Genomic DNA, 18,191 nt, shown 5'->3' with positions numbered 1-18,191 from the left:
AACCGAAGTGTCATCGAAGAGCACCAGCAACCGGCATGTCGCCCAGCTCAGTTCATGGGTCTTGCCAGCCGATGCGCCGATCCGGCGTTCGTCGCCTCGCCCTCCGGAGCTTCGCCAGGACGGGTACGAGGACGCCTACGACGCGAGCACCCTCTTCTACGACGTCTTCGACGAGGGTGGAGTCGTGGGCCTCGCGGGGCCGCCGACGCGAAATTTGGCCAAGGGACTGGGCGCGAGCACATGGCGGTGGAACGGGCCCGGCGGAGAGCTCTTGCCAACCTTCTACGATCGTGGCCGCACGCAGGAGTCCCATCTCGTTCCGACCGGTGAGGGCCATCGACGTCTCGTCCCACGGCGAACGCGCGAGATCCAGGTCGAGGGCCCGCTGGGTCGAGCGACGCTCGTGGTGCAAGAGTCGGGGCAGGAGCTTTTCGCGGGACACCGCGTCCTGGTCACGTTGTCGAAGAACAACGACCTGTTGTGGGTGGAGGAGTGGGCGGAGTATTACGCCCGGGAGCACGGAACGTCAGCGGTGCTCTTCTACGACAACGGGTCCGATGCGTACACGCCGGAGGACATCCTCTCGACGTTGTCCCGGGTGCCGGGCATCGAGGTCGTCGTCGTTGTCCCGTGGAACTTCCCCTACGGGCCAGGGGGAGGGCCTGCGGTGCGTTGGGACTCCGACTACTGCCAGTACTCGGTGCTCGAGCACGCCCGGCGCAGGTACCTTGCGCGCGCATCGGGCGTGTTGAGCGTCGACATCGATGAGCTGGTCCTGACCGCGGACGGTCGAGCGGTCTACGCGCACGCCAGTGAAGCCCGCTATGGGGCGGTCGTGTTCCAGGGGCGTTGGATCGAGAAGGCCTCGGAAGAGGCTGTCGAGGGGGTTCCGTCCTTCGCGGACTATTTCCATTACGACCCGACTCTGAAGGCGACGACGAAGAAGTGGTGCATCGACCCTCGCCGGCTCCCCGGCAGCGTCCAATGGCGCGTTCACAGCCTCAATCCTCTCCAGCTCGACGTGGATCCAGAGATCTTGCACCGGCACTTCAAGGGCGTGAACACCGACTGGAAATATCGCCGCAAGGCCGCCGTCGTCGATCCGGAAAGGCTCGTCGCCGACCTCGATATCCGCGACGCGGTCGCGCGCCGGCGGCGTAGTGCATGATTTGTCGGCGGTCCCGCCCGTGCGCCACCGCTGAAGAAATTCGAACGGTCTAGTGGATTGTGAGTAGAGAACTGTGGCGTCAGAGAAGTTGCGCGAACTCCTGCTGGGAGCCTCCCCGCGGCTGCGATCGCTCGTGGACGAGCGCGACTCGTTGCGTGCCGAGCTGGACAAGTCGAGGCGGAGGCTGAAGCGCGCGAGGAGAGAGCGAGACGAGCTCTTGGCTCAGCTCGGCACGCGCGCGGGCGAGGCGCCCGCCGGCCTTGGCTACCTCTTCATCGTGACCTACGGCCGTTCGGGCTCCACGCTGCTCCAGGGAATTCTGAACTCGATCCCGGGGTATGCGATCCGCGGTGAGAACGGCGACGCACTTCGCGGGCTGTATGAGTTTCGGGAGCGGATGAGATTTAACTCGAACAAGCAGCGTCGGAGCACGGAGCTGGCCTCGTCTCACCCCTACTACGGCATCGATCTCTACGACGACCCGGCCGCGCGAGAGCAGCTGCAGGGGTTGGCGCTGGCCACCGTGATCCACCCGCCGCTGGACGCGCGCGTCGTTGGATACAAGGAGATCCGGTGGTTCACGCCGGACTACCAGGAGTACCTGGCATTCGTCGTCTCCGTGTTCCCCGGGGCGCGATTTGTCGTCAACACGCGCGAGCACGAGGTGGTCGCGCAGAGCAAGTGGTGGGCCAAGGACCCGCAGGCGCTGGAGAAGCTGGGCGAGTACGAGGCCAAGCTGGATGCGATGTGCAAGGTGCTGGGAGATCGAGCCTTCCGTGTGCACTACGACGAATACATCGCCGATCCCGCAAGCTTGCGTGCGATGTTCGAGTGGCTGGGCGAGGAGTTCGATGTCGAGAGCGTCAAGCAGGTCATGGCGGTCCGCCACTCGTACTAGGCCGTGTTGCTACTCCATGTTGGCCCGAGCTGGGCGGGGAGGGCGCGGGCGCTGGAGACGACGCAGGCTTTGGCGCAGCCGTGCGGAGACTCGGGCCGGGTCGGCTCGATCGACTCCACCATCGCGCGCAGATCAGCATGGCGTTGCCCTGCCCGGGTCCCCAGAGGCCCCGTCGAACCGCAAGAAAATCGATGATGAGCCGCCTGGTCACGCGGTCGGCCGTTCCAGCGGCGGGCTGACGACCAAAATCCATCTGCACTGGGATGGAAAGGGCCGGCCGTTCCCTCGCGTTCCCGCGGCCTCCAGGGCAGTTGTCCAGACTTTGCCTCGTCATGACGCTCCATTGGCTGTCGAGCAGCTTCGAGACGGTTCAGTCGGAGATCGCCGCACCCGTTTTGATCTCGACCACCTGATCTCCATAACCCACAACGGTGACGTCTAATAGCGTGCTGGGCATGTGGTGATCGCCGAACGCATCGTGGGCGACATTGCACACTGCGCGAGGTCCGACCGGTACGCGGACGCGAGCCTCGGGAGCTCACGACATCCCGCAGCTATGCGCCGGCCGCTCGCAACGAATCGGTCATATTCCGAATACACTTGGCGGCCTGTCTGACGTAGTCCCCCGCGGCCGCGATTGCGGCCGTCCCGTCCAGTTCGAGCGGGGCACGCACCGACAAGGAACACCAGGCGCACAACGCCGTCTACAAGTGCTCCGTGCGTATTAGGTGCATCGTTGAGCTCGGCAGATCGAACCACACGTAGATGTGAAACAACCCGCCCTTTATCTCTCATCCGCCTCGAGCGACCCGCCCTTGCCGACGTGCGCTCCCGATCGACGTGCCGAGGGCTCCAAACTAGCTGGCATGCTCAGCGCCTTGATGATCAGGTCGACGGTCTCGTCGATCGATCGGTCGGTCGAGTCGACGGCGACGTCAGCGTCGTCCGGGGTCTCGTACGGAGACGAGATCCCGGTGAAGTCCGGAATCTCGCCAGATCGCGCTCGCGCGTAGAGCCCCTTGCGGTCTCGCTGCTCGCAGACGTCGAGCGGGGTGCTGACATGCACGAGGAGGAAGCGGCCGTACGTCTCAGCCAGGCTGCGGACAGCCGCACGACCTGAGGCGAATGGCGCGATGGGGGCCGCGACTGCGACGCCGCCGTGCTTCGCGATCAGGGACGCGACATAGCCGATGCGTTCGACATTCAACTCTCTCGACCGCCGGTCGAATCCCAGTCCGCGCGAGAGGTGATGGCGGACCTCGTCGCCGTCGAGAAGCGTCGAGTTGCGCCCCTCCTGCCCGAGCCGCGCGACGAGGGCGCGGGCGATCGTGGACTTTCCGGAGCCGGACAGCCCGGTCAGGAGGATGACGGCGCCGTCCGCACGCTGCGCCACGCCGAGCTCCACGGCGGAGTAGGACGGGTAGAGCTTGTCGGTGAGCGCCTGTCGGCGGGACGCGAGAGACGCTGCGGCGGTGCGCTCTACGTCGCTGCGGCGTCCCTCGAGGTCGACGACGTCTTCCGCGCCGTATGCGAATGCGACGTCGTCGGGTATCGGCCCGTCCTCCGACCAGGGGACAGCGACGATCTCCCACGACGTACCGGGAACCTGTTCGGTGATCTCGGCGGCGAGTCCTTGCGTGGCGCGAATCAGCGCGTCGGCACCCGGCCCGCCGGTCGCGCGCCGCCGTACTGGCACCAGCAGGAGCATATGGACCCGGACGCGCGACGCGGAGTGGACCGCGAGCCTCACGTCCGCACGTGTGGGAAGCGTGCGGACGACTGCGGCGACGATCTCATGATCGGCCGGAAGGGTCCCCCGGACCGCCGTTGGTGGTCGGCGAAACCTGTCGTCCGAGGCCGGACCCGTGCCCCGCGCGAACTGACGCTGAGCGGTCAGCCGTACACCGTCCGGCGTCCGTTCCACGACTGCCAGCGGGGTGTTCTCCCGATCGGTCAATGTGAGACGGTCCGTGCCCTCAGGCAACGCAGGAGGCGCGAGGCCACCGCCGAGCGAGAGCTCGAGGCGGTCGAGCTCGTCCTCGTCGAGGGCGCGAACAGGGTGCGGGACGTCGCGGGTCGGGTTCACTGGTCGGTTCGACCCTTCGGGCTTGTTCGGATTTCTACGGGTCTGGAGCTCGGCGCCGCGTCCGCACGTGCCAGGCGACGGCGAACGGTGATCCACAGAAGGTTGCCGAGCACCAGTGCGGCGACCGCGGCGCCGAGCACGACGACCAGAGGAGCACCGAGGAGCTTCAGACCCGACGCCAGCAGCAGGATCGCCAAGGCGCGACGGATGATCCCCCCTGGTGCGCGACTCGACACCTGAGCGCCGATCCACGCACCGGGGACTGCGCCGACGAGGAGCCAGAGGGTCAGGCCGGGATCGAAGTCTCCATACAGGAGGTGGCCGAGAGACGCTGCTGCGACGAGAGGCACGGCTTGGACGAGGTCGGTGCCGACGAGCTCCGAGGCCTTTAGCGCCGGGTACATCATCAGCAGCACGATGATGATGACCGATCCTGCGCCGACGGAGGTCATGCCGACGAGAAGCCCGGCCACGGCGCCGAGCACCGCGGTCGGGATCGGACGCACGACGATTTCGGGGGAGCGAGGTGCCGCAGGGCCCTCGCCGGCTGGGGTGCGGCGCTGCGTCATCCCCAGGATGGCGCGTGTGACGAGCCCTGCGGATGCCACGAGGAGGGCAGCGCCGAGAAGCTTCTGAACCAGCCCGGAGACGTCGTCGCCGAGCGCTCCGATCACGAAGGAGCCGACGAAGGCGGCCGGCACGGAACCCACGCACAGCCACAGGACGAGCCGGAGGTTTGCCGTGCCACGGCGCAGGTGGACGAACGCACCAGCAGGCTTCATGAACAGACTGGCGACGACGTCGCTGGAGACTGCCGTGAGCGGGTCGACCTTGAAGACGAAGATGAGCATCGGCGTCATCAGCGCGCCGCCGCCCATGCCGGTCATGCCGACGACGAAGCCGACGACGAGGCCGCCGAGCGTCAGGGGGAGGTCCATCGTGGCCCTCCGGTCGGATGGTTGAGCACCCGAGAATGCTAGCCTCGACGTCGCGCCTGCGGCTTCGACCCAGTCCCAGGAAGGTCTGACGCGTGGCTGAGGCCCGAACGATCGCAAGGAGTTGGCGGACGATGACCGACGATCCGACGGGTCTCGGCGCCATGTCGGACAGTGCGCTAGCAGTCGCACTCGCTGAGGGTGCCGGTCGCGTGCTGATGTCCTTGCGCAGCGAGCACGAGACCTCCGACCTCGACGTCAGGGTCCTCAAGGACGCGGGGGACCGCGCTGCCCAGACCTGGCTCGCGCTGGCGCTCGCCTCGAGTCGACCGTCGGACGCGGTGCTCTCCGAGGAAGCCGCTGACGACCCTGCCCGGCTCGGTGCGGACCGCGTCTGGATCATCGACCCGTTAGACGGGACCCGTGAGTTCGCCGAGCGGAACGCCGACGGGTCGTGGCGGGACGACTTCGCGGTGCACGTCGCTCTGTGGCAGAGAGGCCGTGGACTGGGCGACGGGGCAGTCGCGCTGCCTGCGCGCGGGATCGCCCAGAGCACGGCGAGCACGCACCGCGTCACCCAGTGCGGCTCCGCCGAGGTGCTCGACGATGTTCGACCGTTGCGGGTCGCCGCGAGCCGGAGCCGGCCGCCCGCATTCGTCGGCGCGCTCGCGGAGCGCGACGACGTAGTGCTCGTCCCGATGGGTTCCGCCGGTGTGAAGGTGCTGTCCGTCGTCGACGGCACCACCGACGTGTACATCCACGGCGGTGGTCAGTACGAGTGGGACTCCGCAGCCCCGGTCGCGGTCGCCCGGGCCGCCGGTCTGGTGTGCACACGACTCGACGGGAGCGCGCTCGAGTACAACCGTGAGAGCCCGTGGCTGCCGGATCTGTTCGTGTGCGATCCTTTCCTCGCGGATCGGGTGCGTGACCTGCTCGCGTCCGTCGGGGTCGTCGATAGGGGAGGTTCCCACTCGTGAACAACCGCGTCCTGAGCCAGTTGCGCTCGCTCGAGGCGGAGAGCATCCACATCTTCCGCGAGGTCGTCGCTGAGATGCAGAGCCCGTGCCTCCTGTTCTCGGGCGGCAAGGACTCGATCGTCATGCTGCACTTGGCGGCGAAGGCGTTCGCCCCTGCTCGGGTTCCGTTCCCGATCATGCACATCGACACGGGGCTGAACTTCCCCGAGGTGCTCACGTGCCGTGACCGATGGGTCGAACGCCTGGGGCTCCAGCTCGTCGTTGCCTCCGTGCAGGAGGCGATCGACCGCGGCCTCGTCCGGGAGGAGCCGAACGGCTCCCGCAACCGCATCCAGACTCCAGTGCTCCTCGACGCCGTCGAGAAGAACGGGTTCACCGCTCTCTTCGGCGGAGGGCGTCGTGACGAGGAGAAGGCTCGCGCGAAGGAACGTGTCTTCTCCTTCCGCGACGACTTCGGCCAGTGGGACCCGAAGAACCAGCGTCCCGAGATCTGGAACCTCTACAACGGGCGCGTCCACCAGGGTGAGAGCATCCGGGTCTTTCCACTCTCGAACTGGACCGAGCTCGACATCTGGACATATATCGCCGCCGAGCAGATCGAGATCCCCGAGCTGTACCTTGGCGCCGAGCGGGAGGTCGTCGACCGCGGTGGGATGCTCTTCGCCGTCAACGAGTTCACCCCGCTCAGGGACGGCGAGCAGTCCGAGGTCCGCTCGGTCCGATACCGCACGATCGGAGACGCAAACCTCACGGCAGCGGTCGAGTCGGAGGCGTCGTCGCTAGAGCTCATCGTCGAGGAGACCGCGGCGGTCCGGATTACCGAGCGTGGAGCGACCCGCGGCGACGACAGGGTCAGCGAGGCTGCGATGGAAGATCGCAAGCGAGAGGGCTACTTCTAGAGATGACCACCGACCTGCTCCGGTTCGCCACAGCCGGCTCTGTCGACGACGGCAAGAGCACGCTGATCGGGCGACTGCTGTTCGACTCCAAGACGATCTTCGAGGACCAGCTCGACTCGGTCGAGCGCGTGTCCAAGGAGCGCGGCAACGACTACACCGACCTCGCGCTTCTCACCGACGGCCTGCGTGCCGAGCGCGAGCAGGGCATCACGATCGACGTGGCCTACCGCTACTTCGCGACGCCGAAGCGCAAGTTCATCATCGCGGACACGCCGGGTCACATCCAGTACACGCGGAACATGGTCACCGGTGCCTCGACGGCAGACGTGGCCCTGATCTTGGTCGACGCGCGCAAGGGCGTCCTGGAGCAGAGCCGGCGGCACACCTTCCTCGCCAGCCTCCTCGGCGTCCCGCATGTGGTGGTGTGCGTCAACAAGATGGACCTCGTCGACTATGACGAGCAGGTCTTCGAGGACATCCGCACGGAGTTCACCGAGTTCGCCGCGCGATTGCGCGTGCGGGACCTGACCTTCATCCCGATCTCCGCGCTCGCCGGGGACAACGTGGTCAACCGCAGCGAGAACATGCCGTGGTTCGACGGTGCGCCTCTGCTCAGCCACCTCGAGCGGCTGCACGTCGCGAGCGATCGGAACCTTGTCGATGTGCGCTTTCCGGTCCAGTGCGTGATCCGCCCGCAGCAGCACGAGTTCCACGACTATCGCGGCTACGCCGGCACCGTCGCGAGCGGTGTGCTCAAGCCGGGGGATCGCGTGGTCGCGCTCCCGTCCGGCCTCGAGACCACGATCGCCTCGATCGAGACTGCCGACGGACCGGTGGACGAGGCCTTCCCGCCCATGGCGGTCACGGTCCGGCTCGAGGACGAGATCGACGTCTCGCGCGGCGACATGATCTGCCGGCCGAACAACACACCGGCAGCGGTGCAGGACCTCGATGCCCAGATCTGCTGGATGGACGAGACCGCGAGCCTCATGCCGGGGAAGCGGTACGCGATCAAGCACACGACGCGTTGGGCACGCGTGGTCGTCAGGCAGATCAACTATCGCGTTGACGTCAACACCCTGCACCGGGACGAGAGCGCGCCCGAGATCGCGCTCAACGAGATCGGCCGCGTCCAGATGCGGGTCACTCAGCCTCTGTTTGTGGACTCCTACCAGCAGAACTCGCAAACGGGTTCGTTCATCCTGGTGGACGAGAGCACGAACAAGACCGTCGCAGCGGGAATGGTCGGCGCGCTCCCGCACGTCGTCTGATCGAGAGGTCGTGCGCCTGAGGTTCAGTCGCCCGGGGACTGGATCGCGGGCATCGACGTGTGGCGCCGCGAGATCACTCGCGTGGCCGCAGCGGTGAAGGCGGCTATGGCGCCGCCTGGACTGCTGGCACCGAAGTAGTGCTTCACGATGGCGTCGTAGGTCCACCCGCCCATCGCCGCGGGTCTTGACCGGATGAGTTCGACGACGTTCGCGGCATCGGACGCCCTGAACGTCTCGATCATTCCGACCAGCCCGCTGCGGTCCACCTCCGCCTCCGGTGACGCCGGTTCGGTGAGCAGCAGCGGCTTGCCCGTCGCCAGCCAGTCGAACGCGACCGCCGAGATGTCGCAGACGCACGCGTCTGCCGCCTTGAGGTGCCAGCCGAACGCCGTCTCTGTGTCCACCATGTGGTGTGCGGCGGGATCGGCCGCATTGGCGGTATCGAGCTTGCGCACGATTGCCTGGTGCAAGACCTTGTACGCCGGGTCGTATGCACCGGTCCGGGGGTGCGGGCGGTAGACGATCCGGTGCGTGCCGGTCGCGATCAGCGCGTCGAGCATGGGGCCGGCGTGGGACCCGAGCGACGAGTACGTCATGCTCGGCCGGTCACCCTCCCAGGTCGGCGCATAGAGGATGACGGTCCTGCCGTCGTCGGGCAGGGTGGGGCCGTAGTAGTCGACGTCGACCTGCGGACGGCCGATCTTCACCAGTCTCTTCTCCGCGTCGAAGTCGATCAGCCGCTTCGAGATGCGCTCGACCGCGGCGTCGCCCGCGACGAACGTGTAGTCGTAGGCCTTGAGCTGGTTCGAGGCCATGTAGTCCTTGTCGGACTCGCCGTGGCTGATGAACACGTGCGCCGGGTCCCGGAACCGCATCATCTGGAAGTTGCGCGTGTTCTGATTGACGTAGAACACGATGCTGACGCGCTGGGTGCCGAGCCACTCCTCGATCTCCGCAACGGTCTGCTTGTGCACAACCGGGAGCGGGCATTCGGCGCTCAGGAGGTCGGCGGTGACGACATTGCGCGCGACGACGGCTACCGGGTGCTGCTCGGCCAGGTGCCGCATCGGCTCGTACCACTGACGGAGCTGGTAGAGGTTGACCTCCGAGTCCGCGAAGTAGAGGACGGCTTCGAACCTGTCCGCGGGGAGCGCCCCGCGTGCCGCTTCGTGCGCGATCCAGCGGGCGCGAGCCTTCCGGCGCCGCTGCGCCGCGAGACCCGATCGGTAGAGCGTCTGGACGTCGCGGATCGCGGGCACGGTCGGTCTCTCAGTCTTCTGTCGTCGGACGGGCGAGGCCGATCGTAGCGCGAGAACCAGTGTCAGAGCCCGGGCATGGGTCAGTTGCGGACCAGGTCCCGCCACCTGCGTCGGACGACGCGCTCGGAGAACGCGTCGGCGCGGCGTCGGGCCGCGGCGCGCATCGACTCGAGACGTTGAGGCTCCATCGCCACGATGCAGGCGATCGCGCGGGCCAGGGCGGACTCATCACCCGACGGGACGAGAAAGCCGCTGATCCCGTCCTCGATGATCTCCGAGGGCCCGTACCGGACGTCGTACGCGATGGGAACGCAGCCCTGCGCCATCGACTCGACGAGCACGAGCGGGTGACCCTCGGTCGAGCTGGCGAGGACGGAGAACGACGCGCTCGCGAAGCGGCGTGGTACGTCCGTGACGTGCCCGAGCATGCGGACGTCGACGTGGTCGAGCGTGTGCGCGACCTGTTCCAGGGAACTGCGCTGGGGGCCGTCGCCGAGGATATCGAGCAACAGGTGGTGCCCGGCGTCCCGAGCGGCGGTGCCGGTCGCACGCATCGCGGCATCGACTCCTTTCGCGGCGACGAGCCGGGCGACCACGACACCGCGTCGGCGATCGCGCTCGGCTCGGACGCGCGTGGTGTCACGGGCGTTCGGGAGCACGGTGAAGCTCTTCCGGTGGCCATATCGGGAACCGACGTCCCGGAGCTGGGCGTGGGTGAGGAACACGATGCGGTCGAAGTCGTCGAGGTGGTCGACGAACGACGACCGTTTCGGATCGAGCGGGCCGTGGGCGTCGGCCGCCCCCGCGAGCAGGTGGGAACCGTGGACGACGAAGATCTTGCGGACCCCGGGCGGGTGCGTCATCCCGACTGCCGTGAGGAGACCCTTGGACTCCACGACGAGTGTTGCTGGGGCTTGCACCACGTGATCGAGCCAGAGTCGACGGAGCCTCCGGAGGCCACGGACCTCGCGCACGCTTCCCTCCCGGTCCGCGTAGGAGAAGGAGACGCGTCGACCGTTCTCGAGTACGTCACGAACGACGACCGTCCCGTCAGCGCGTAGGTGGTCGCGCGCGACGACACCTGCTGTGTCCTCGTAGGTCACCGTCGATCCGTCGCCGGCTCTCTCGGTGGTCGCCGCATGGTGAGCCGGGACCGGAGGCAGGTCGGGCAGTACGTGTCCCTTGGCCCAGGGTGCACGGGGCGCCTCGCGAAGCTCTGCCCAGAGGTTTCGCAGCTCGGTGCGCGAATCGAGAAGGCCCGCGGAGCGCAGCTGGCGCCGGCGTTCGGAGACGTCCAGCCCGTGCTCGAACGTCAGGAGAGCGACCGGACCTGAGGTGGTTCGAGCGAACATGCGGGTGTGCTGCAGCATCGCGTGGGTGACTCCGCCGAACGACTCGGGCAGCCGAAAGGTGGCGACGTAGACGGGGCCGGTGCTTCCCTGGCTCGCTACCCGGGCTAGCCCGACACCCGCGCGCCTGAGATGTCCGCCCACGCTCTCCAACGCACCGTTCTGCCGCATGTTCCTCCTGGACCGGGGTCGTCCGCCGGCCGGAGTACCCGGATCCGTGCGCCGGGTCACAGGCTAGTCGGTCGAGGTTCCGCGGCGATCGTCGGGCTGGTAGTCGATACCCTCGTCTTGAGCCTCGGCCACGGATCGGTACCCGAGATCATGTCCGGCGTCAGGGCCCGTGCTCGACGGGCCTGGCCCTTCTGCCAGACCCGCTGACCGATCGTTTTCGAGGACCACAGGAGCACGCATGTCATCGCACGGCAGCAACAAGGCGATCTTCGCGGCCCTCGCCGCGAACGTCGGCATCGCGATCACCAAGTTCCTCGCGTTCCTGCTGACGGGCGCCTCCTCGATGCTCGCCGAGGCGGTGCACTCCCTCGCGGACTCCGGGAACCAGGGCCTGCTCCTGCTCGGCGGCAAGCGCGCGCGCCGGGAGGCCGACGCGAGTCATCCCTTCGGGTACGGCCGCGAGCGCTACGTCTACGCGTTCATCGTCTCGATCGTGCTGTTCACGGTCGGCGGCCTGTTCGCGCTGTACGAGGCGTTCCACAAGTGGGAGCACCCGGAACCGATCGACTCCTGGCAGTGGGTGCCCGTCGTCGTCCTGCTCGCCGCCATCGTCATGGAGGGCTCGTCCTTCCGCACGGCGATGAAGGAGTCGAACGTGACGCGCGGCTCGCAGTCGTGGGTCTCGTTCATCCGTACGGCGAAGGCACCCGAGCTGCCGGTGGTGCTGCTCGAGGACTCCGGCGCGCTGGTCGGGCTCGTGCTGGCGCTCGGCGGCGTGGGCATGACGCTCGTGACCGACGACGGTCGCTGGGACGCCGCCGGGACCGCCGGCATCGGCGTCCTGCTGGTCCTCATCGCGATCGTGCTCGCGATCGAGACCAAGTCGCTCCTGCTGGGGGAGTCCGCGACCAAGGCGCACGTCGCCGCGATCGAGCAGGCGCTCGTGGGGCCGGGGGTGGCGTCGGTCATCCACCTCAAGACCATGCACCTCGGCCCCGAGGAGCTGCTCGTGGCGGCGAAGATCGAGGTCGACGCCGCCGAGGACGCCGTGCAGATCGCCGAGGCCATCGACGCGGCCGAGGTCCGCGCCCGTGCCGCCGTGCCCCTGACGCTGCGGATGTATCTCGAGCCGGACCTGCGCCGGGCCGTCGCCCGGACCGGTGACGCCGCCACCGGCGGCGGTACCCCGACCGGCGGCGGTAGCCCGTCGGCCGGTTGACCCGCCCGGCAACCGCCGCCGAACGCTCGGTGAACACTCGCCCCCGGAGCGCGAAACGCGCCTGAACGGCCCGCCCGCGGCCCTACGGTCGCACCGTGCCCGACCACCCGAACGTCCCTGAGCCGAGCGGCGACGCCCCCGGCGTCTCCGTCTTCCTCGCGGTACGCAACGAGGAGACCCACCTCGCCGAGTGCCTGGAGCGTCTCCTCGCCCAGGACTACGCGGGACCGTACGAGGTCGTCCTCGCGGTGGGGCCGTCGTCGGACCGGACGGCCGAGATCGCCGCCGCGGCCGCGATGGCGCACCCCGCACTGACGGTCGTCGCGAACCCGAGCGGCGCGACGCCGTCGGGCCTGAACGCCGCGATCGCCGCGGCGCGGCACGACCTCCTGGTGCGCGTCGACGGGCACAGCATCGTGGCGCCGGACTACGTCGCCCGCACGGTCGCGACGATGCTCCGCACCGGCGCCGCGAACGTCGGCGGCGTCATGGTGCCGCTCGGCGACGGTGCCCTGCAGAGCGCCGTCGCCCGGGCCATGAGCAGCCGGTTCGGCATCGGCCCCGTCGGCTTCCACACCGGCGGGCACGAGGGACCCTCGCGCTCGGTCTACCTGGGCGCGTTCCGGCGCGACGCCCTCGTCGAGGTCGGCGGCTACGACGAGACGTACCTGCGCGCCCAGGACTGGGAGCTCAACCACCGCCTGCGCCACGCCGGGCACGTCGTGTGGTTCGACCCGTCCCTGCGCGTCGGGTACCGCCCGCGCAGCACGTGGCCCGCCCTCGCCCGCCAGTTCCACGGCTCGGGCCGCTGGCGCCGCGACGTCGCCCAGCGCCACCGCGGCACGCTCAGCGCCCGCTACCTCGCCCCGCCGGCCGCCGTGCTCGGCTGCGCCCTCGGGCTGCTCCTCGGCGTCCTCGGGCTCGCCGTCGGGGGAGACACCCTCAGCGCCTTTCTGCTCCTGCCGGCCGCGTACCTCGTGCTGCTCGTCGTCGCGGTCGCGCTCGCCGGCCGCGGGCTCTCGGGCGGTGCGCGCCTGTGCCTGCCCGGCGTCCTCGCCACGATGCACATGGCGTGGGGGATCGGCTTCCTGCGCGGCGGCGTGCGCGAGTCGCTGCCCCGCGTGCGCCCCGGCGACCGGCCCCGCGTGCCGACCTACGCCGACGCGCCCTTCGTCTACTTCGGCGGCGTCGACCGCCGTCGCGACCTGACCATCCTCGACACCGAGTGGGACAACCGATGACCATCCAGAACCTGACCGATCTCGTCCGGCTCGAGGAGCCGGCCACGGCGACCGTGCCGCAGGACCTGCCGACCGAGCCGCCGACCGACGTCGTCGTCTGCTCCTTCTACACGGCCGACTCCTACTACCGTGCCTTCGCCGACGAGCTGCGCGGCAATCTCGAGCGCCTCGGGATCGCCTACGAGCTCGAGGAGGTCGTCGCGCTCGAGGGCCAGGACTGGGCCGACATCTGCCGCCGCAAGGTCGGCTTCCTCGCCCGCGTCTGCGAGGCGCACCCCGACTCGACGGTCTTCTGGATCGACGTCGACTGCGGCCTGCACTCCCTGCCGGGCTACGTGCGCCGCTCGACCGCGGACCTCATCGGTTTTCAGCGCGGCTTCTCCTCGCCGCTGACCATCGGGTACGCGAACCGCACCCGGTTCTGGGAGCCCTGCTTCTTCGGCGTGGCGCCCACCGCCGCGGCCCGGCGCTGGATCGCGGACGCCGCCCGGCTCGAGCGCACCGCGTCGATCAAGGCGACCGACGACTACTTCTTCGAGGAGTCCTGGCGCGCCAACGCCGCGAGCCTGACGTTCCAGGTCATCCCCTCGGCCGCCGTCACGTCGCGCGCGGCGGGCGCCGAGGCCGGCGTCGAGCCGTTCTTCACGTTCGGCTCCAGCGGGAACGTCGACGACTTCAAGGGCCGCGTGACCCAGCACGGCCAGGTGGGCGAGCGCCGCTCGGCGTCCGTGTGGACCCGCGGCCGGCGCAGCGCCCTGCGCGTCGCCAAGTCCGTGGAGCGGGCCCTGCCCGCCGGGGTGTCGAACCCCGTACGCCGCACGGTCGACCGGATCGGCGTCACGCACGCGCTCACGGGGGGCGGCGCCGACGCGCTGAGCGGCATCGCCCGCCCCGGCGGCTCGCCGCACCGCGTGCGCATCGTGCGCGAGATGGTCGCCGCCGGACAGGCGGGGGACCTCGAGCGGATGGAGGGCGCCTACCACCGCATCGCCTCGGCCAGCGTGCCGGACCGCGCCGAGGTCGCCGCCTACACGGCGGCGGGGTCGTTCGCGCACTTCGCGACCATCGACCCGGGGCAGGACCCGCTGCGCCTGGCGTGGTGGGCGCGCCCGTTCCCCGGGAACTTCGGCGACTGGCTCAGCCCGCTGGTGCTGGCCGCGCAGGCCGAGCGCTCCGTGCTCTACCAGTCGCCCACGGCCCGGTCCTCGCAGCCGCACCTGATCTCGGTGGGTTCCATCGGGCGGTTCGTGCGCCCCGACTCGATCGTGGTCGGCACCGGCATCAGCAGCGACGAGATCGAGCTCGAGCCGTCCGCCACCTATCTCTCCGTGCGCGGTCCGGTCACGGCTGCGCTGCTCGAGAAGAGCGGCGGCCCGGCGGTCGGGTCGTTCGGCGACCCGGGCGCCCTGCTGCGCCGCGCGATCCCCGTGGAGCGCGGCGAGACCAACGGGCGCACCGCCCTGGTGCGCCACTTCACGCACATCGGCGTCCCGCTCACGCTGCCCGAGTCGATGGACGAGCTGAGCGTCCTGCGCTCGCACCCGACCGCCGTCCGCGACCTCGTCGAGCAGCTCGCGACGTACGACGCCGTCGTCACCAGCGCCATGCACGTGATGATCGCCTGCCACAGCTACGGCATCCCGTGCGTGCTCGTCACCTTCGAGGGCATGGAGTCGAGCGTGCACGGCACCGGCATCAAGTACCGCGACTACTCGCTCGGGGTCGGCCTCGACCGCGTCCACGAGCCGATCACCGTCCCGCGCGACCTGCGCATGGTGCCGGTCGCGTCGATGCTCACCGACGACCGCATCGGCGACGACAAGCTCGACGAGATCGAGCAGGCCGTGGCCGGCGGCGTCGCGGCCTACCGGGCGGCGGTCGACGGGGCCTGATGTTCCGTGACCTGTGGCGGACGTTCGCCCGCCTGTTCGCGACGCCCACGAGCCGCGCGCAGGTGGGCGGGCTGATCCTCGTCATGGCCGCGGTGCCCGTCGCCGAGATGCTCGTGATCCGGCTCTTCTCGCACCTGATCGTCTCCGGGCCCGACCGGTTCGAGACCGACCCGGGCGGGGTGGTGCGCGACGGAGTGATCTTCTTCGTCGCGTTCGGGGTCGCCCGCGGCGTGCACCACCTCGTGCGGTTCGTGCGCGTGCGGGTCTTCCGCCGCCGGTTCGACCAGCAGGCCCACGGGCGCAGCCCCGCGCAGGAGAGCTGGGACTGGGCGCTCGCGTTCGACCTGTCCGGCGTGCTCGTCAACCTCGTGCAGATCGTCGCGTTCGGGCTGCTGTTCGTCTACCTCGACGTGGTCACCGGGGCGGTCGCGCTCGCGGTCAGCGGCGCCGTCCTGGCCGGCGTGGCGCTGATGTACTCGCGCCAGCTCGGGCTCCAGCTCGGGTACGTGAGCATGGGCAGCCGGCCGGGGACCGTCGCCGTCGGGCAGCGGGTCGGGACCCGGATCCGCACGGCGGAGACGGGCGCGGCGCTCGCGAGCGCCGGCATGGTGGTGGTCCTGGTGACCGTTCTCTGGCGCGCGCTGGACCACCAGGTCGCCACGGCCGACGCCATCGTCTTCTTCCTCGCGCTGCGCATCGCGTTCGGCCAGCTCGGGGCGCTGTCCGGCGGCATGATGCGCTTCGCGCGCGCGTCGGCCCGGCGGGGCGCGAGATGACCCGCGACGGCCTGACCCTCGGGTGGTCGACGCTCGCCTCGCGCGCGTCCGCGATCCGGGCGCCCGACGGCGCGGTCCCCGCCCGCTCGGCTCTCGCCGGCCCGGGCGACGGGGGAGAGGTCGAGCTGCTGGTCTGCGTGCAGGAGGACGGGCACCCGGGGCCGACGACGGTGCCCGGCCCGCCCGGCGCGCGCACCGTCGTCGTCCCCGGCCTGGGCGTCGCCTGCAGCCGCAACGCCGCGATCGAGCACGCGGGGCGGCGGTACCTGCTCTTCTGCGACGACGACGTGACGATCGACCTCGCCGGGGTGCGGGCCGGCGTCGACCACCTGCGCCGGACGGGCGCCGCCCTGGCGCTCGGCCGGGCGACCGACCCGGACGGGAGGCTGCGCAAGCGCTACGCGCGCACCGCGCGGCGGCTGACGCTGCTGACCTCCGCCAAGGCTGCGACCTACGAGATGCTCGTCGATGTCGCCCAGGTCCGCGCCGCGGGCCTGCGCTTCGACGAGCGGTTCGGCGCGGGGGCCCGTCACCACCTGGGCGACGAGTACCTGTTCGTCGCCGCGCTGCTGCGGGCGGGACTACGCGCCGACGCCGTCCCCCTCACGTACGCGGTGCACCCCGCCGAGAGCTCCGGGTCGCGCTGGGGCGGGGCGGACGTGGCGGCGCGGGCCGTGGTGCTCAACGAGGTGTTCGGGCGGTGGGCGCCCGCGGCGCGCGTGGCGTTCGCGACCCGGGCCGCGCGGCGGCTGGGCGGCCCCGCGGCGTGGTGGGCGCTGGTGCGCGACGGCACCCGCGCGCAGCCGCTCAGGCCGGCGCGGTCGCCGTCCGCCGGCTGAGCCCGCGGTCCACCGCGGCGCGCAGCCGCGGCCCGAACGGGCGCTCGACGCAGCGGTGGATCAGCCACGCGAGCGCGACGGAGAGCGCCGTGGCGATCACCAGCACGAGCCGCCCGGGGACCACGTCGTGCAGCTCGTCGATCACGGCGTACCCGAGCTGGCTGTGCACCAGGTAGAGCGGGTAGGTCAGCGCGCCGAGCGTCGTCAGCCACCGCCACGACAGGTGGGCGAGCGGCCCCGCCGTCACGCACCACACCAGCGCGGCCATCGCCAGGAAGACGGCGACGCAGACGCCTGCGCGGACCGGCTCGCCCGTGATGTCGCTGGCGTGCACGGAGTAGCGCGTGAGCAGGCGCACGCACAGCAGGAGGTTCAGCCCGATCCCGAGCCACACGGCGGCGTCGTTGCCGTCGCGAACCACCAGGTAGAGCAGCATCCCGACGGCGAAGTACGGCGCGTAGTCGGGCACGAGCAGGGTGGTCACGAGGTCGGAGCCCGAGTCCTTGGCGAGCTGGCCCAGCAGCGGCCACAGCACCGCGAGGCCGATCACGCGCTCGCGCGTCACGCCCACGGCGACGAGGAGGCCCATGAGCAGGTAGAACTTCAGCTCGACGAGCAGCGTCCAGAACACGACCTGCACGCTCGTCGCGCCGAACGGGTCCTGCATCATCGTCAGGTTGAGCACGGTGTCCAGGGCGCTGGGCGCGCGGCCGCCGGACCACACCGCCTGCAGCAGCACCGTGAGGCCGATCGCCACCCAGTAGGCGGGGAAGAGCCGGCCCACGCGCGAGGCGACGAAGCCCCGCAGCGGGCGGTCGTACGCCGTCAGGAGGATCGCGAAGCCGCTGATCACGAAGAACACCTCGACGCCGAGGAACCCGTAGCGGCTCACCTCGTTGACGTTCGGGAAGGCGGTCGACGGCGTCCCGCCCCAGTAGTCCTGGCCCGTGCCGGTGAAGTGGTACAGCAGCACCGCGGACGCGGCGACGAAGCGCAGGCCGTCGAGGGCGTGCAGCCGGGGCCGGCCTGCGCCCGGGACCGGGGCGGACGGCGGGGGCAGGTCGGGCGAGACCTCCGGGAGCGGGGCCTTCGACGTCGTCCGACCGGGCGCGGGAGGTGCCTGCATAGCGGATGTCATCCGTTCCAACGTAGATGATGGCGGCGCGTCGCGAAAATTCACCCCCGGACCGCTTCCGAGCCCGGGACGCGAC

General features: G+C 70.0%; 15 protein-coding genes and 1 pseudogene. 11 read left to right on the top strand and 5 right to left on the bottom strand.

The window, feature by feature from the left end; all coding sequences use genetic code 11:
- Positions 1-7 precede the first annotated feature (7 nt).
- The 3 genes and pseudogenes from EDF32_RS02215 to EDF32_RS14815 form a co-directional block, all read left to right on the top strand.
- Positions 8-1,168 carry a capsule biosynthesis protein CapZ gene (locus tag EDF32_RS02215; RefSeq protein WP_123306895.1) on the top strand — a complete coding sequence of 387 codons (1,161 nt, stop codon included), beginning with the start codon at positions 8-10 and terminating at the stop codon, positions 1,166-1,168.
- Positions 1,169-1,241: 73 nt separating this feature from the next.
- Positions 1,242-2,066, top strand: coding sequence for a sulfotransferase (locus EDF32_RS02210; protein ID WP_123306894.1), 825 nt, complete (start codon positions 1,242-1,244; stop codon positions 2,064-2,066).
- Between the two features lie 124 nt (positions 2,067-2,190).
- Positions 2,191-2,346, top strand: a pseudogene (locus EDF32_RS14815) (IS5/IS1182 family transposase); the annotation flags it as partial.
- A gap of 504 nt (positions 2,347-2,850) precedes the next feature.
- Here the strand turns inward: EDF32_RS14815 and cysC are convergent.
- Entirely contained in the window at positions 2,851-4,152 is a 1,302-nt protein-coding gene (cysC, locus tag EDF32_RS02195) for an adenylyl-sulfate kinase (protein ID WP_199734793.1), read from the bottom strand.
- Positions 4,149-5,090, bottom strand: coding sequence for a sulfite exporter TauE/SafE family protein (locus EDF32_RS02190; RefSeq protein ID WP_123306893.1), 942 nt, complete (start codon positions 5,088-5,090; stop codon positions 4,149-4,151). Before EDF32_RS02190 ends, cysC begins: the two co-directional genes overlap by 4 nt.
- Before the next feature lie 215 nt (positions 5,091-5,305).
- Here EDF32_RS02190 and EDF32_RS02185 point away from each other — a divergent pair, with 215 nt between their 5' ends.
- Genes EDF32_RS02185 through cysN form a run of 3 tightly spaced genes read left to right on the top strand, consistent with a single transcriptional unit; the run spans position 5,306 to position 8,234 of the window.
- A complete protein-coding gene (locus EDF32_RS02185) occupies positions 5,306-6,064 on the top strand; it encodes an inositol monophosphatase family protein (RefSeq protein ID WP_370449887.1) in 759 nt (252 codons plus the stop codon).
- Complete coding sequence (gene cysD / locus EDF32_RS02180; protein ID WP_123306892.1) at positions 6,061-6,963, top strand: sulfate adenylyltransferase subunit CysD; 903 nt, start codon at positions 6,061-6,063, stop codon at positions 6,961-6,963. The genes EDF32_RS02185 and cysD overlap by 4 nt, the downstream gene beginning before the upstream one ends.
- A 2-nt stretch (positions 6,964-6,965) precedes the next feature.
- Positions 6,966-8,234: a sulfate adenylyltransferase subunit CysN gene (gene cysN / locus EDF32_RS02175; RefSeq protein WP_123306891.1), complete on the top strand. Its 1,269-nt coding sequence runs from the start codon at positions 6,966-6,968 to the stop codon at positions 8,232-8,234.
- A 23-nt stretch (positions 8,235-8,257) separates the two neighbouring features.
- On the opposite strand, the gene EDF32_RS02170 is transcribed toward cysN, so the two are convergent.
- The gene (locus EDF32_RS02170) at positions 8,258-9,493 is read right to left on the bottom strand and encodes a CDP-glycerol glycerophosphotransferase family protein (protein ID WP_123306890.1); all 1,236 of its coding nucleotides are present in this window, start codon (positions 9,491-9,493) and stop codon (positions 8,258-8,260) included.
- 80 nt (positions 9,494-9,573) lie between these two features.
- Positions 9,574-11,073 carry a glycosyltransferase gene (locus tag EDF32_RS02165; RefSeq protein ID WP_148061549.1) on the bottom strand — a complete coding sequence of 500 codons (1,500 nt, stop codon included), beginning with the start codon at positions 11,071-11,073 and terminating at the stop codon, positions 9,574-9,576.
- A 178-nt stretch (positions 11,074-11,251) separates the two neighbouring features.
- On the opposite strand from EDF32_RS02165, the gene EDF32_RS02160 reads away from it, so the two are divergent.
- The 5 genes from EDF32_RS02160 to EDF32_RS02140 all read left to right on the top strand — a co-directional run bounded on the left by EDF32_RS02160 (position 11,252) and on the right by EDF32_RS02140 (position 16,980).
- The gene (locus EDF32_RS02160) at positions 11,252-12,232 is read left to right on the top strand and encodes a cation diffusion facilitator family transporter (protein ID WP_123306888.1); all 981 of its coding nucleotides are present in this window, start codon (positions 11,252-11,254) and stop codon (positions 12,230-12,232) included.
- Positions 12,233-12,327: 95 nt separating this feature from the next.
- The gene (locus EDF32_RS02155) at positions 12,328-13,473 is read left to right on the top strand and encodes a glycosyltransferase family 2 protein (RefSeq protein ID WP_123306887.1); all 1,146 of its coding nucleotides are present in this window, start codon (positions 12,328-12,330) and stop codon (positions 13,471-13,473) included.
- Positions 13,470-15,365 (top strand): polysaccharide pyruvyl transferase family protein, encoded by a 1,896-nt coding sequence (locus EDF32_RS02150; RefSeq protein ID WP_233565630.1) that lies wholly within the window; start codon positions 13,470-13,472, stop codon positions 15,363-15,365. Before EDF32_RS02155 ends, EDF32_RS02150 begins: the two co-directional genes overlap by 4 nt.
- On the top strand, positions 15,365-16,141 hold the full coding sequence (locus EDF32_RS02145) for a hypothetical protein (RefSeq protein ID WP_123306886.1): 777 nt from the start codon (positions 15,365-15,367) through the stop codon (positions 16,139-16,141). Before EDF32_RS02150 ends, EDF32_RS02145 begins: the two co-directional genes overlap by 1 nt.
- On the top strand, positions 16,138-16,980 hold the full coding sequence (locus EDF32_RS02140; RefSeq protein ID WP_123306885.1) for a glycosyltransferase: 843 nt from the start codon (positions 16,138-16,140) through the stop codon (positions 16,978-16,980). Before EDF32_RS02145 ends, EDF32_RS02140 begins: the two co-directional genes overlap by 4 nt.
- On the opposite strand, the gene EDF32_RS02135 is transcribed toward EDF32_RS02140, so the two are convergent.
- The gene (locus tag EDF32_RS02135; RefSeq protein WP_233565628.1) at positions 16,949-18,118 is read right to left on the bottom strand and encodes an acyltransferase; all 1,170 of its coding nucleotides are present in this window, start codon (positions 18,116-18,118) and stop codon (positions 16,949-16,951) included. The genes EDF32_RS02140 and EDF32_RS02135 overlap by 32 nt on opposite strands.
- Positions 18,119-18,191: the final 73 nt, after the last annotated feature.

The organism is Cellulomonas sp. PhB143 (genome assembly GCF_003752595.1).
GTDB lineage: Bacteria > Actinomycetota > Actinomycetes > Actinomycetales > Cellulomonadaceae > Paraoerskovia.
The sequence above is the reverse complement of the archived record's forward strand: the minus strand, read 5'-3'. Positions and strand labels throughout refer to the sequence as shown.

Excerpts from the sequence above, each read along its gene's own strand:
- cysN (WP_123306891.1), top strand. The coding sequence starts at position 6,966 with ATGACCACCGACCTGCTCCGGTTCGCCACAGCCGGCTCTGTCGACGAC.
- EDF32_RS02145 (WP_123306886.1), top strand. The coding sequence starts at position 15,365 with ATGTTCCGTGACCTGTGGCGGACGTTCGCCCGCCTGTTCGCGACGCCC.
- EDF32_RS02135 (WP_233565628.1), bottom strand. The coding sequence starts at position 18,118 with ATGACATCCGCTATGCAGGCACCTCCCGCGCCCGGTCGGACGACGTCG.
- EDF32_RS02185 (WP_370449887.1), top strand. The coding sequence starts at position 5,306 with ATGTCCTTGCGCAGCGAGCACGAGACCTCCGACCTCGACGTCAGGGTC.
- EDF32_RS02140 (WP_123306885.1), top strand. The coding sequence starts at position 16,138 with ATGACCCGCGACGGCCTGACCCTCGGGTGGTCGACGCTCGCCTCGCGC.
- EDF32_RS02150 (WP_233565630.1), top strand. The coding sequence starts at position 13,470 with ATGACCATCCAGAACCTGACCGATCTCGTCCGGCTCGAGGAGCCGGCC.
- EDF32_RS02160 (WP_123306888.1), top strand. The coding sequence starts at position 11,252 with ATGTCATCGCACGGCAGCAACAAGGCGATCTTCGCGGCCCTCGCCGCG.
- EDF32_RS02190 (WP_123306893.1), bottom strand. The coding sequence starts at position 5,090 with ATGGACCTCCCCCTGACGCTCGGCGGCCTCGTCGTCGGCTTCGTCGTC.